Origin of the sequence: Pedobacter miscanthi (assembly GCF_003315595.1) — a bacterium.
Taxonomy (GTDB): domain Bacteria; phylum Bacteroidota; class Bacteroidia; order Sphingobacteriales; family Sphingobacteriaceae; genus Pedobacter; species Pedobacter miscanthi.
Genome location: NZ_QNQU01000007.1, coordinates 77,300 through 92,237, shown reverse-complemented (window position 1 = coordinate 92,237; position 14,938 = coordinate 77,300). Strand labels below are relative to the sequence as shown.

Annotated in this window: 7 protein-coding genes; all 7 read left to right on the top strand. The window is 43.2% G+C overall.

The window, feature by feature from the left end; all coding sequences use genetic code 11:
- The first annotated feature begins 1 nt into the window (after window position 1).
- Window positions 2–1,588, top strand: coding sequence for a RagB/SusD family nutrient uptake outer membrane protein (locus DRW42_RS09735; protein WP_113948633.1), 1,587 nt, complete (start codon window positions 2–4; stop codon window positions 1,586–1,588).
- Window positions 1,589–1,603: 15 nt separating this feature from the next.
- Window positions 1,604–3,244 (top strand): fasciclin domain-containing protein, encoded by a 1,641-nt coding sequence (locus DRW42_RS09730; RefSeq protein WP_158544308.1) that lies wholly within the window; start codon window positions 1,604–1,606, stop codon window positions 3,242–3,244.
- An 11-nt stretch (window positions 3,245–3,255) separates the two neighbouring features.
- Window positions 3,256–4,845, top strand: coding sequence for a fasciclin domain-containing protein (locus DRW42_RS09725; protein ID WP_158544307.1), 1,590 nt, complete (start codon window positions 3,256–3,258; stop codon window positions 4,843–4,845).
- 69 nt (window positions 4,846–4,914) lie between these two features.
- Entirely contained in the window at window positions 4,915–8,019 is a 3,105-nt protein-coding gene (locus DRW42_RS09720) for a SusC/RagA family TonB-linked outer membrane protein (RefSeq protein WP_113948630.1), read from the top strand.
- A 30-nt stretch (window positions 8,020–8,049) separates the two neighbouring features.
- Window positions 8,050–9,744: a RagB/SusD family nutrient uptake outer membrane protein gene (locus DRW42_RS09715; RefSeq protein ID WP_113948629.1), complete on the top strand. Its 1,695-nt coding sequence runs from the start codon at window positions 8,050–8,052 to the stop codon at window positions 9,742–9,744.
- Between the two features lie 39 nt (window positions 9,745–9,783).
- Window positions 9,784–11,283: a hypothetical protein gene (locus DRW42_RS09710; protein ID WP_113948628.1), complete on the top strand. Its 1,500-nt coding sequence runs from the start codon at window positions 9,784–9,786 to the stop codon at window positions 11,281–11,283.
- 200 nt (window positions 11,284–11,483) lie between these two features.
- Window positions 11,484–14,843 carry a glycoside hydrolase family 2 protein gene (locus DRW42_RS09705; RefSeq protein WP_113948627.1) on the top strand — a complete coding sequence of 1,120 codons (3,360 nt, stop codon included), beginning with the start codon at window positions 11,484–11,486 and terminating at the stop codon, window positions 14,841–14,843.
- Window positions 14,844–14,938: the final 95 nt, after the last annotated feature.

The window sequence follows — 14,938 nt, the reverse complement described above, 5'->3', positions numbered from 1 at the left end:
TATGAAAACAAAATATAAAAAGACCTTTTTTTTGTTGCTTGCACTTTGCGCTTTTGCTGATATCTCGTGTAAGAAATTCCTGGATGTTCCCCCGGAAGGGAGGATCATTGCCGCAAATTTTTGGAAAAACAGATCCCAGGCATTGGGTGCCATCGGTGGATTGTACTCAAATTTGGGCTGTAGCAGGGACAACTGGACCGCTGGAGCCGTTAGTCCGGCCTCTGCTACAAAACTTGCGCCAATGGAAGCCTATATATATTGGGGGGAAATCAGGGGAGAGTTATTGACCACCAATGTTGGCGTAATTAGGGCCGAAGAAGTTTTCAAAGAAAATGTTGACAGTTATTTGGTGTCAGAGACTGATGTTACCACCAGCTATACTTCTTTTTACCGGATTATTAATGAAGCAAATCAAGCTATTAAGAATATACCCGGCATTCCGGATAAAGATCCCAACTTCACGGTTATAGAAGCCCAGCAATTTGTTGCAGAGGCTTACTTTATTAGGGCATTTTGCTATTTCTGGTTGACCAGGACATTTAAGGAAGTACCGCTTGTTCTGAATCCTTCTGAAAGGGACGATCAGACCTATAACATTGCAAAATCAACACAGGAACAGATTCTGACCCAGATTGTAAGCGACCTGACCATTGCAAAGAATACGCTTCCCACGATTTATGCAAATACCTCTTATCAGCATGTTAGGGCTACCCGTGGCGCTGCCATGACGGTTTTGGCAGATGTGTACCTGTGGATGGGGGCGACTGCAAAAGATTCTAACCTTGCGAATGGCTTTTATGACAAAGCGATCGAAAACTGCGATGCGGTAATCTCCTCAGGCAGGTATTTCCTTTTGCCGGGGCCAAAATACGGAGATCTTTTTAACGTTGGAGAAACCTCCGAGTCAATCTTCGAAACTTTTGCTGATGGTTCATTGAATGGCCAGAGTACGAGCATGTATGCGTGGTTTTTTAACAATGCCAAATACTGGGTTGTTAATACCACCGTAGATAATCTTTTTGATCCTATCGGTAGTCCTGATTATAGATCATCTATTAAACCTCCGGGGCCAATCCCAGCAACAGGTGGCGATTTCGTAAGCTACGATCCTACGACACGCTTGGTGAAAAAGTATTTCAACGCCAATGCTACATGGATATTTTACCGTTATGCAGATGTCCTGCTGATGAAAGCCGAGGCACTATCGCATCGCTACAGGGATGACCGGACCCAGCTTGATCTTGCGGCCGGATTCGTCAATCAGGTCAGACGCCGTGCTTTTGGGGTGGATGATTCGCAAATGGCAACCGTAAGTACAACCGTGGAAATGGATAATGCAATACTTGATGAAAGGGCGCGTGAGTTTATTGCTGAAGGAAAACGCTGGTTTGATCTGGTCCGTTTCGGTTTACGTGACAACACCGCACATCCAGAGCTACTTACCGAAAGGATATTGGCTTCCCGGTCAGGATCTGACCAGTTACTGATCGGTGCGAGGATCAATAATCCCGATAGCTGGTATTTCCCGCTGAACGCGGCTGATTTAGCTGCCAACCCGAACCTTGTCCAAAATTCTTATTACAAATAATTAACCTCACAAATGATGAATAAGTTAATAACAACTTTTAAGAAAATTCTTTTGGGAATGATCGTATTGCTAGCGCTTTCCTGCAAAAAAGAAGAGGCGCCGATCAACCTTACCCTGGAGACCAATGGTAACACAATTATGGTTTACCTGAGCGGGAAGCCATCGTATTCGATTCTGACTGAGGCCCTGGAAATAACAAAACTATCCCAAACCCTGAGGATATATGGCACGATGACTTTATTTGCCCCTACTAATGAGGCCTTCGAAAAGTATTTCAAAAGAAAGGGTATTGCAAATATCAGCGAAGTGAATCCGGATACCCTCAGAAATCTGCTAAAATATCATATTTATAATGAAAAATACATGTCTTCATTGTTCGTACAGGGATCATTGCCTACTGTTACGGTCAACGGGGCTTTTATTAAGTTTGATATATCAAAAGGTTTACGGCAGACGATATTGAACGGTACAGCTAAAATCGTGACCCTTGATATCCCGGCTGCCAATGGCGTCCTTCATGCAATTGATGATGTGCTGGAACCATCTCCATTGACCATGTACGACTGGCTCAGAACACAGCCTGACTATTCGATCATGCTGGAAGCATTTGAAAAAACAGGAAATGCTGCCCTGCTGTTGAAAAATGTTGAATATGATCCGAATACTATTGTTTACGGAAAGCCAGCAATAAAATGGCGTACTATTTTTCTGGAACCGGACGCTGTCCTGAAAAAGGAAAATATAACCTCTTTTGAGGCTCTAGCAGCCAGGTTTTCCCAGAATTATAATACAACAAAAAATTACGCCGATCCTACAGACTCGCTCAATGTATTTGTCCGTTACCATACCCTGGAGCAAAAATATTTCATTTCCGACTTTACCGATACCTACCTGGAGTCGGCAAGTAAAAATAACTTTTTGGTATTCTCAACGACGGGTGGCCTTTCTGTAAATAAGCATATTGTGGAATCACTCTCGGGTACCGACACGGTGAGAACAGAAGTTAAAGTGGGAGTCAACCTTGACAGGAGCAATATCATTACCAAAAATGGGATCATAAATTCTGTTAACGCCCTGATCCAGACTTATACTGTTAAACCGGTGGCGGTAAAAGTATTATTTGCCGGTCTTCCCAGTGAGAGAGGTTTAAAATTGCCTAACGGTACAGTTTCGACATTCATCGCACAGTTCCCGCTAATGGGGAATAATCCCGAGGCACAGAAAATTATCCCCTGGCTTAAATGGGGATATTCTACCGGTTTTGTACCAACAGCTCCTACCAATAGTGCCTTTGCTGGAGACAATGTAGTTCTCCTTTCATCCGGTACCGCTGGATATTGGTATGAACTCACCACCAAGCTTGTGTTCAAAGGCGAGTATGATATCTATGTCAACTACGTTGGGCTTCGGAGGGGGTCGGCGGTCACAAATGCCATATTTACCTGGGATGGGCAGCAGTTGGGGGATATTACAAACCTGGCAGACGCGAAAGATGCATTTGGAAATGTAGTAGCCGGTGGGATTGATAATATCTACCGCCGAAAGTTGGGTACGGTAGTGCTGCCGATAAATTCGACTCACGTGATGAGGATTGATGGCATAGCCAATAATGTTACATCTTGGTACAGCATGGAACTGGTACCGGTAAGAAATTAAAAATGAGTAAGATGATAAAAAATATAAAAAACATTCCATCTGCGTTTCTGGGCTTAATGCTGATTTTTTCGGTGCTCTCCTGTAAAGACAATAAATGGGACATGTATGAAAAAAAACCGGAATACCTTAAAGAGGGAAGTATTTTCAATCTTTTAAGCCAAAAACCTGAATTCTCTGAATTTATGGGGCTGGTCAGGAAAACGGGTTATGATTCGGTCCTGAGACGTACGGATCTGTTTACTGTGCTGGCGGTGAGAAATGGTGCATTTGGTTCAATTGATACAGGTTCCAACACACCGGAATTGAAAAAGCTAATCGGTATGCATATCCTGCAATCTGCCATCCAGCAGGAGAATATGGATGGTAGCCGTTATGTAGCTGTCAATGGTAAACATATTAACTTTTCCAAAAATACCACAGCGATAACCGCTAATGGTATAGCGCTTGAAGCTGATAAGTTCAAAGCGGTGAATGGGGTAGTATATATTCTTGGAGGGGTTATCCGCCCGACGAAGACGCTGAGGGAAGTAATAACTTCGAATTCCGACTTTTCAATATTCGATGCATATATTTCCTCCAGTTATATAAGCACGGTTGATATCCCTAAAAATGTAATCACCGGATATAACGCCAATAACCAGCCAGTTTACCAGCTTCCTATTATTTATAAGATCGCCTCAACTTATATGGATACGGTTAGGCTCGACGATGAAAAAACGGTCTCCACACTTTTTATCCCTACCAATCAGGTGATAAAGGATGTTCTTTCCCGTCTATTGACAGCCAGGGCAAACCAAAATGGCCTGATTGTGCCTAAAGTATACAACACTCGCAGGGATACGACCATAGGTTACTTTTTTATTCCCAAAAATGTTAAGTATGCGGGTGATACAGCGATATTGATGGATTACCTATTTAAAAACATCATCACCCGGTCCAAGGCACCCATACTGGCAAATGGAAATAATTCTTTTCCAAATGTGACCGGAGGGCAGTTCTCGATTGGTTCAGTTCAGGTCGGTAGTATTACCGGTGCTGTTGCAAGTAATGGTATTTATTATACACTGAACAGTATTACACTTCCAGAAAAAGTCTACCGCAAAACATTCATCTTCGATCCTAATTTACAGCATCCAACCGATCCTAATCAGATCGTTGTCAACCCTAATATGACTTTTACAATGGGAGCCTCACCAACCACGACAGCAGTACCGGTTGGGAATGCTACCTCAGGTTTTCCCAGACATGAACGGGGAAGACAATTCAATTTTACCAATGTAGGAGGACGTATCGATTTCACCCTCCCTCTGCTGACAAAAGGAAGTTACCGGGTTATCCTCCAGCAGGTGCCTCTTGTTACAGGAACATATCTGAATGCCAGTTTTGGTAACGTGCAGCTCAAACAGATGATCAATGCTTCCACCCAGTTTACACTTGGAGGAGACCCCATCAATCACCCCTTTGCCGATGTAGAACTCGGAAATATTACCCAGCCGGCTGACGGTGCCGCCACAATCACTTTGAAATGTGCTGGAACGGGACCTTTGGGCAATGCCAACTTTGGACTGATTATGTGCAACATCAAGTTTGTGCCGATCTAAGGTAAGCCAAAAGCAAATTGAAAGAATAAAGGTGATTGCTAACAATATTGATTATTTAAAAAAATACACATGTTAAAATATTTATACATTTTGATCTCATTGGTCTTCGTTTGCGGCAGTTCTTCTGCCCAGAGCCGACAGAAGATTGAGGGTCTGGTGATCGATTACCTTTCATCGAAGCCACTAAAGGATGCTAACGTATCCATTAAGGGCTCTGTCCTGAAAAATGTGAATACGAAAGCGGACGGTACATTTTCAATTGAAGTACCCTCGGCATACGGGACATTGATAATTTCCTATCCTGGTTATCAGCTTAAGGAATTTCCACTCGGGGGGCAGCAAAAAGTTGCTATAACAATAGTTCCCGAGAATGTTTATATAGGTGAATCTACTGTTAACCTGCCCTATGGTAACGTTAACGAAAAAGACCTGCACGGGGCTTATGGGGTCGTATTTAATACCAATGACCGAGCCCGGGATTTAGGGGAGTTGCTCCAGGGGAAAGTGGCAGGGCTGGAATCTAATGCCTATTCAGGAACGCCTGGGGAAGGCGTGAAGTATAATCTTCGGGGAATACGTTCCTTATATACCACCAATGAGCCTCTGATCATATTGGATGGCGTTCCGGTTTATAATCCCATCTTTAAGGCATCGGTATCTTCGGGCAATATTTACAACAGCCTTTCTGATGTCAATGTCAAAGATGTTGAATCCGTGACTATTTTAAAAGATGTTTCAGCGGCAGGTATTTATGGAAGCAGGGCGGCCAATGGTGCCATTGTAATTACCACAAAAGGTGGAACAAACGGAAAGACATTTCTGGATGTTTCAGTGCAGGCTGGAATAACTACCCGTTTTAATGAACTGCCAATGATGAGTTCATCGGAGTACCTACCATTCTTGTCAGGAAGGTTATATGCCCAGGGCCTCACTGCCCAGGATATCCAGGCCAGGTTTCCATTTTTTAATCTGAATCCCACCAGTTCAGAATACCTGAAGTATGGCAATAACACCAACTGGCAGCGGGAGATCACCCAGAATGCACTTACAAATGATTTTTATATCAACTTACGGGGTGGAGATGCAACCTCTAAATATTCTTTTCAGGTAGGGTACAATGATGCACAGGGAAATATCCGGGAAGTGTCGGCCAATCGCTTTACTTCCAGGTTTAATCTCGATTTTAAGATATTGAAGAATTTTAAGGCAGGAACCCATATTTCCTTTAGCAGGACAGAGAAAAATTTAATGGATCAGGGTTTTGATGAAGGTGTTAATCCACTTTATCTCAGTTTGGTAAAGCCGCCGATTACCTCCCCATATATCCAAAAGAGCACAGGGGTGAACAGTGAGTTTTTTACGGAGCCTACATTTGATAATTTAAGTAATCCCATGGCTGTAGTGAAAGGTGTCAAAAATAACCAAAAGAACTTTTGGATCATGGGAAGTGTTTACGGGGATTACAGTTTTAACAATTCTTTAAGTACCAAAGCTGTGATTTCCTTAGATCACAGGTCGCTCGAAGAAGACCGCTTTACGCCCGCAATTGGCCTTGTGCCCTTAAATTCTGACCCAAGGTTTGACCGTACTTCTGTACAGCAGATTATCGGTTATCAGGTACTCAGGTTTGAACATACCCTAAGCTATAATAAACAGTTAAGTGCAGAACACCGTGTGACTGCTTTGGCCGGCTATAACGCTGAGCTGGCAAGCGCTAGCAGCATTTATGGCTATTCAAGGCACTCAACAGATGATGCCTTCCAGTCGCTTGGAGACGGTACAAGGGTATTGGCGAACGGTTCGGATGACAAGTACCATAATATGGCAGTTTTTGCCAATGCAGAGTATGGTTTTAGAGAAAAATTATTTCTTAAGGCGGGGATCCGTTTTGATGCTTCATCGAAATTCGGGGAAAATGCAGGTGGACTAACCATTGGGTCTACTCCATTTGCAGTACTTCCTTATGTAAATATTAGCTGGAAATTAAAGTCAGAGCCATGGATGAACGCTTATACTTTTATTGATGAGCTGACGCTACGGTCATCTGCCGGTAAGACAGCAAATCAGGACATCCCGGTAAATGCCAGGTATTCTCTTTACAATAAGGCATTTTATGGCGCCTTTCCGGGTCTTGCACCTACGTCTATGGGCAATAGCCAGGTTAGGTGGGAGACCACTAATAGTTACAACGGTGGATTGGATATTTCCTTGTTCAAAAAAGCGCTTACTGTAAACTTTGATTATTTTAATACCACTACAGATAATGTGCTGGTGAGAAAGCTTGTCGATGGTGCTTACGGACAGGGATTTTATTGGGGAAATGAAGGTTCTATAAATAACCGAGGTTTCGAACTTGGGCTCGGTACGATCGGTTATTTTAGAAAAGTCCGTTGGACACTCGGGGTAAATCTTGCAAAATATAATAATAAGGTTCTGAGCCTACCCAACGGAGCAGTGATTGATGGGGTTAATGGTTATCAGTCAATTGCCAAAACAGGTAGCGCCGTAGGACTTTTTTATGGTTATAAATACCTTGGAGTGTTTTCGACCTCACAACAGGCAGCAGCTTCCGGACTGGTATCAGATATGGGAACTGTGGCAAAAGCAGGCGATGTGGAATATGAGGATATCAACCATGACGGAAAGATCAGCAATGCAGACAGACAGGTGATCGGAAACCCTAATCCCAAATTATTTGGTGGGTTTAACGGATCGGTTTCCTACAAAAACTTTGATCTGAGTACCATATTTTCTTTTTCCTACGGAAATGATGTATTCAATGTATTGCGTTCAAAACTGGAGAATGGTGCGGCATACGAAAACCAATCGGTTACCGCGCTTAGCAGATGGTCTGCCGAAGGTGATATTGCAGGTATTCCGGCAACCGCTTATGGCGACCCCCTTAATAACAGAAGGGCATCATCATATTTTGTCGAGGACGGCTCTTACCTAAAAATGCGTGCCTTAACGCTTGCTTACAATATCAGGCAACCTTACCATTTTATAAGAAGTGCACAGCTTTACCTGACGGGATACAACCTGTTGAGGTGGACAAATTACTCGGGATGGGATCCCGAGGTAACTGTGGGGCAGGATGTCTTTTCGAGAGGATATGATTTTGGAAATGTACCACAGTCGAAAACTTTTATGCTGGGCATCAAACTGGGATTATAAACCGAAGCTCAAAATTTTAAATTTTAAAAGATGAAAACAAATAAAATATTATTTCTGGTTGTTGCCTTCATCATACTTGCATCTTTCTCATGCAAAAAATTTATGACGGTGGAACCGGGCGATGCTGTACTTAAAAGTAACAGTATGAAAAATTCGACCGACGCAATCAATGTCATCAATGGACTTTATTCTTTGATGCAACCGCTTGTTGACCAGATGTATCTGGCTGGGGAAGCTCAGGCCGATCTGGTTGTTGCGGCCCGTGGGGCGGATAAATATGTGCGTGAAATTGCAGAGAACAGGGTAACCGCTTCGAATCCATATACGGACTATTCGAAATTCTATAGGTTAATTATTGCCTGCAATCAGGCAATCAATGATTTTGGAGAGGTTGCAAAAATAGATCCGGTTTACAACACAAACGTGTATTCCCTAAATATTGCGGAAGTCACCTATATCAGGGCATGGACCTATCTTCAACTGGTAAAAATCTGGGGGGACGTTCCGTATATAGAGGAGGGTGTCATTGATGCAACACAGATAAAAAGTGTTGCAAAAATGAATGGAGACGATATCATGAGAAAAGTTGCAGCCCAATGTGAGGCAAACCTTTCGAAAATGCAACTTCTGAGTCAGGAGACGGGTTATGGAGGAGGAGATCAGGCAAATCTTGCAGGACAGTTCAACCAGCGGAATTCACGGATCCTTTTGGCTGAACTTTATGTCTATGCCGGAAACTATAACCAGGCATGGATCACCATACAGCCTTACTATTCGGGGGCAGATCTGGCAAATCCCACTAGAACTACGGCGATAGAGTCCGCGCCTTTCAATATGTTCGCGGGGCAGTGGCAGAACTGGCATCAGGCATTCGACAGGGTCGATGTAAACGTTTATGGGAGAATGGTAGGACTGACCATAAATTTCGATGGTTCAAGAAACCAGTTTAATAGCCTGATCAAATGGACAGGTAATAAAAATGGTGCCGTATATGCTTTAAAACCTAGCACTAATGCTATTGAAGGTTGGAAGCGTGCCCCCTCGATATTACAGACCTACCAAAATACGCAGGCTGGATATTTCATAAATCCAAGTTACACCTTTGGAAATGGCCCACAGGACGCAGTAAATGCGGATGGCAGCCTGATCATCGGTGGATATGGAGATTATATCAGAGGAGCGGGAGGATCTTACTTTGTATCCGGGCAGGATACCCTTATTTTTAAGTTTTTGACCAAAAACCGGGTAAATGGGGTATCAACCATGAAAGATCTGCTCATAAATGATGCTTATAGTAACAATGATATGTATTATATCCTTTACCGCGATGGCACATTATGCCTTTTAATTTCAGAGATATTAAACAATATCGGCCTGCCATCACAAGCACTTCTAAATTTTAATGGCTTTGCGAACTATGCTTATGTGGCAAAAGGAACGCGGTACCGGGTAGGTGTATATCCATTAAGCCTGGATCCTAAAGGGGGGGATATGGTAAAGCAGGTTGATAGACTGATACTCGATGAGGGTGCACTGGAACTCGCTTTTGAGGGGCGCCGCTGGTTTGACCTGGTAAGATTTGCCAAACGGAGTACAGATCCGGATTTTCTCGGGAAACTGGTTGCCAGGAAATATCCCGAAGGGATGCGGGCTTCGATAATAGCAAAATACCGTAATCCTGCCAGTTGGTACTTTCCGGTATATAACGCTGGTATAAACCAATAATTGACATTTATTTCAGATAAAATAATTAAAATATAAGATATGAAAAGGAGATTAATTAACCTTGGTATTCTTTTGTTCATTTTACTTTTCGGTGCATGTAAAAAGGAAGAAAAGTCTTCAGTTTCCTTACAGCCACAGGTATTCCGGTATGCCGAAAAAAACACTGTCGTAGTTGGCGGACAGTCCATTCAGACAGGTCCTTTGAAAGATTATGAGCAGGGCAGCGATGTGGTCTACCAACTGACAGTTTCATCAGAATTACCGCTCACTAAATTCACTGTAACAACCAATACTGATGTTTTTTCACTTTTGTCGCATGTAATAAGGACAGAACCGGAGAATGCAATAGATGAGGCCGGTAATTTCAGAGCGGACATCAAAAAAGTCGTCGTTTATTATGCCTATCGGATTGATGACTCCATTATTCCGCTAACAACGGTAAATCCAGTCTTCACCTTTCAAAATGAGAGCAATTATGCAGGACAGAGTTATGACAACTTTCAGGTGATAAAAAAGGGGAGTACCAATGGTAAGTTGCTCAAAGTGGCTAATCTTTCCTGGTTAAAACAGGATCTGAACGGAATCGGCAATCAGGAAAGCTTCGATATTATCAGTAATGGGAGGCCTGACAATAATGTGCGTTACCAGAATAAAAGAGGTACATTTTATTCTTTGGACCTGCGGGCAGACGTGGGGATCTTAACTGATGCACTGATAAATGCCGATAAATTTGACTTTGCCGGTTATTTTCCAAGAGCGGCTTCGACAGATCCAAAATCAGCAATGCTTGCGGCTAATTACTATCTGGTATCTCCTGCAGATACAACTGTTTTGGGATACTCCTATATAGGTTCCAGACAAGCTGGTTTAGCCCTGCTTGGAACCAGTGGAACCGGAACAATTACGGTCGCAGGGATAACAAAAACGGTTACCTATGCAACCAATACCACAGTAACAGCGACTAACTTTGTAAACGCAAATAGGGCAGAGTTTGCAGCCAAGGGGCTTGTCCTTACAAGCACCACCAATAACCTGCTTTGGGTAGCATCGGTTAAGGGAGCATATTCTGATCCTGCTACATTTACCAACCTAACAGGTACGCTAATGGCTAATCCTTATTGGGGTGCGGGTGAAGGAGCGCTGACATTCCGTAAAGTATTAGATCTTAGGCAAGGTATCCGCCAGATGTGGCAGGCAGCAAAGTCTCTTCCCGGCAAATCGCTTAAAACCACTTATTTCCGCAGATTGGACAATGTAACAGGGAAGAACAAGATTACTGCTACCGACTTTGACCTGCTAACCCATGATAATGAGTTTGATGTCTTTTTACAGGGAATCAAGGAAGAACAGAATACGGTTGCAGGACCAATGAGTTGGGACCAGGTATATGGTTTTGTAACCAGTGACGGCAAACGGGGACTGATCAGGACGCTTCCAAAATCAGTTCTGATAAATGGAGTGTTGGTAGCTCTTAAGGCGCCAAACGATGGAACTTCGGATCTTAATTTATACTGTGTGATTAAGTATCAGCAGCAGTAAGCAACGGGAATATGCCCAACATATATGCTGGAACTTATACCGCGTAGGTATATCCACGAAAAAAGAAGTCTCTTTAAAAGACTTATCGGTGATTAACTTGATATGTACCCTTCGGATGACTATGGACTGAGAAGGTAAGAAGTTTTCGAGAGTGTAGACAGCCAATGTTTTGATGGGCATTGATTTTTAGATTTAAACTAATGAATAGCATTAAGAATACTCTGGTATGGGGCATAGCTGCACTCTTATTACCATTTACAAGTGAGGGGCAACAGAAACCTAAAACCTTCTCTGCTGAGTTTGCACCAAGCGACAATTGGGTGAAGACAGTTGAGAAACCATATAGGCAGGAGTTGTGTTTAAACGGCTCCTGGCAATTTCAGCCTATAGCACTGCCAGCGGATTTTGAAGAGGGGATCGATGCCCCTCCGGAGCTTACTGCTCCTAAGAACGGTGAGTGGGAAAAAGCAGTAATCAGGATCCCTTCCCCCTGGAATGTGAACAGTTTCGCTGATAAGAACGGACAGGGCGGGGATTTCAGAACCTTCCCAAGCTATCCGGCAAACTGGGAAAAAGTAAAAATGGGCTGGGTGCGCAGGAAAGTTAATGTTCCTGCTGCCTGGAAAGGGCAACGGATTATCCTTCACTTTGAAGCAGTAGCTGGTGATGCAAGGATATTATTAAATGGAAAAGAAGTAGGAGGACACTTCGGTATCTTTCTTCCATTTGACATTGACGTTACCCAGGCGGTATTATCAGGTAAAGAAAATGAATTGATGATAGGCATAAGAAAACCCTCATTATTTGATAAACGAAGTGGTTTTGGAAGAAGGACTTACCAGGCTGGCTCTTTTTGGGGGCAGCATATTGCAGGGATTTGGCAGGATGTATATCTTTTGGCTGTACCTGAAATCAGGGTAACAGATGTATATATCAAGCCGCTGTTAGATCAGAGGAAGCTTGAAGCAGAGGTAACATTGATGAATAATACTGACCAGAAAAAGAGAGTAACGTTAAATGCAGATGTGTTTAAATGGATTTCAAATACAGGTAAAGACCCGCTGACAATTATGGTTCCAAGTTCAGCTTTAGAACGCAAACCTGCGCTCACCATTCCAACTGTTTCGGTAGAAGTACCCGCTAAGGGAAATGCAAAGATTATTTTATCTGCTCAGGTGAACAATGAACTAAAATCCTGGACACCCTCGGCACCTAATCTATATGGCCTGGTCATAAAAACCAGTGCTGACAACAAAATATTGGATAGTAAATACAGCCGCTTTGGATGGAGGCAGACTGGTCTTAAGGGGAATGAGTTTTTGCTAAACGGAAAACCGTTTGTGATGAAAGGAGATTCATGGCATTTTATGGGGATTCCGCAAATGACACGCAGGTATCCATATGCCTGGTACACCGCAATGAAAGCTGCAAATTTAAACGCTGTACGTCTTCATGCCCAGCCTTATCCATCATTTTATATGGATGTGGCAGATGAGATGGGGATCCTTGTTTTAGACGAAACAGCGGTCTGGGCGAGCGATGGTGGACCAAAATTGGACGACCCTGCTTATTGGAGGGATTCTGAAAACCATCTTACCGAACTAATACTTAGAGACCGAAACCATCCAAGTGTAATCGGGTGGAGTATTTCTAATGAGGTAATGCCCATAGTCCGTGGTGTAATGCGCAATCCGCCCGGAATGAAAGAAAATCTGGTTAAATACTATAAAATATGGGCGGATATTTGCAGGAAAACAGATCCCACACGTTCATGGATCTCTGCTGACGGTGAAGACGATGGTGAAGGTAATCTGCCTGTATATCTTGTGCATTATGGCGGAAATGCAGCGATGGAGCGCGGGAGTAAAAGCGCAAAGCCATGGGGAGTAGGGGAAGCGGGTAATGCTTATTATGGAACACCGGAGCAGGTTTCCCAGACTAACGGTAATCGGGCCTATGAATCTTTTGAAGGTAGGATGGAAGGGGTAGCAGCGTCATCTTATAACTCCCTGGTTACACAGGCGAAATACAATGCTGCCTATAGGAGTGTATTTAACCTTGCCTGGTATGGGCTTAAGCCGCTTCCATTAGGTTTAAATGATAAAACAAAGGCACCGACATTGAATGATGGAATTTTCTTTACTTCTTTCATTGAAGGTAAGCCAGGCGTGCAGCCGGAAAGATTAGGACCTTATAGTACTACACTAAACCCCGGATATGACAGCTCCTTACCCTTATACCAGACCTGGCCACTGTTCGATGCGATAAGGGATGCCAGTGCCGAGCCGGCAAAACCGGCAAAATTGGCTTACCTGAGTAATGCGATGGCACCGAAAATGGCGCCAGAGCCGCTCAAATCTGTTAGTATAATTGGTTCAAAGGGAAGCACATTGGCATTAAAACTCAAATTAATCGGCTTAAAAACAACTTCCACTGAGTCTGGTGTTCCGGATCTGCTGATCATAGACGGAGCTTATCCTCCGGGGATTGAGAACCTACCTTTAATCAACAGCGTATACACAAACGGAGGTACTGTGCTTGTGCTGAACCCTGTTGTTTCCAAACAGAGGGAACTGAGTGCTCTTCTGCCTGCGAAACTTGAACTAAACAACAGATCAGCTTCTTCGCTGTTACCTGTTGTCAAAGATCCCGTGACTGCCGGGCTGGATGCCAAAAGTCTTTATTTTTCAGAGTTAAGACCATCTGATGCGGTAAATAATTGTTTAGCGGGCCCACTTACTGAGCAAAGTGCTGTTTTATTGAGGGCTAATAATACCGATTGGTTGAAATGGAATAAACAGGACGAATACGCAAAGACAGCGATGGTTTTAAGGTCTGAGCTCGAAGCCAAACCTTCTGGAGCAGTACTGATCAGGAAAAATATGGGCAAAGGCAAATTATTTGTAACCACACTTTCAGTAGAACCACGCACCTCAAAAGCAGAGGAGGCAATCGGTACTTTCCTTGGTAACCTCGGGTTAACCATAGAAAAAATTAACCAAACGGATAAACCCGTTCTCAAAACGGGAACCATCGTTTCAGGATTGATGCTGGGAAGTTTTCCGATTACCTCAATAAATGATGCTGGTGAAAAGGATAGCTTAGATCCGAGTGAGTTCGGCAAAGCTTTGGATGGTGCAAAAAGTCTGTCAAAAACATGGAGCAGGGTTAATAGTGAAAATGGGATTTTTGATTTTAAGAAAATGAATTTTGAGGGATCTAAACAGGATGCTGAAGCTTACATCAGTTTTTGGATGTTTAGCCCACGTCCTTTGGATAACCTGCTCATTGAACCAAATATGCCGGTTGTAGATCTGGAAGTGTCTGCAGATGATGCAGTTAAAGTTTGGCTCAATGGAAAAGAAGTTGCTAAAAACATAAGGACAGGGCCATTAGAGGGAGGGAAAGCCGTTGCGCACGCACTTAAACTTCATCAGGGCTGGAACCAGCTGGTGGTCAAGGTGATTCAGGGTAGTGGCAACTGGCAGTTTACAGGTCACTTCACCTCAAGTCAGCCTGAATTTCTGTTTGAAATGGACTCTGCACTAAAAGTACCTTAATGTGAAATAATTTAAAATAAGTTGTATATGTTGTTTACATGAACCAATGAAGTAGCAACATATACATCGGATCTATTTTTTTAGATGATAAAACC

What these genes read in the sequence shown, in the direction of transcription:
- DRW42_RS09735 (WP_113948633.1), top strand. Translation starts at nt 2, where the DNA reads ATGAAAACAAAATATAAAAAGACCTTTTTTTTGTTGCTTGCACTTTGC.
- DRW42_RS09730 (WP_158544308.1), top strand. Translation starts at nt 1,604, where the DNA reads ATGAATAAGTTAATAACAACTTTTAAGAAAATTCTTTTGGGAATGATC.
- DRW42_RS09725 (WP_158544307.1), top strand. Translation starts at nt 3,256, where the DNA reads ATGATAAAAAATATAAAAAACATTCCATCTGCGTTTCTGGGCTTAATG.
- DRW42_RS09720 (WP_113948630.1), top strand. Translation starts at nt 4,915, where the DNA reads ATGTTAAAATATTTATACATTTTGATCTCATTGGTCTTCGTTTGCGGC.
- DRW42_RS09715 (WP_113948629.1), top strand. Translation starts at nt 8,050, where the DNA reads ATGAAAACAAATAAAATATTATTTCTGGTTGTTGCCTTCATCATACTT.
- DRW42_RS09710 (WP_113948628.1), top strand. Translation starts at nt 9,784, where the DNA reads ATGAAAAGGAGATTAATTAACCTTGGTATTCTTTTGTTCATTTTACTT.
- DRW42_RS09705 (WP_113948627.1), top strand. Translation starts at nt 11,484, where the DNA reads ATGAATAGCATTAAGAATACTCTGGTATGGGGCATAGCTGCACTCTTA.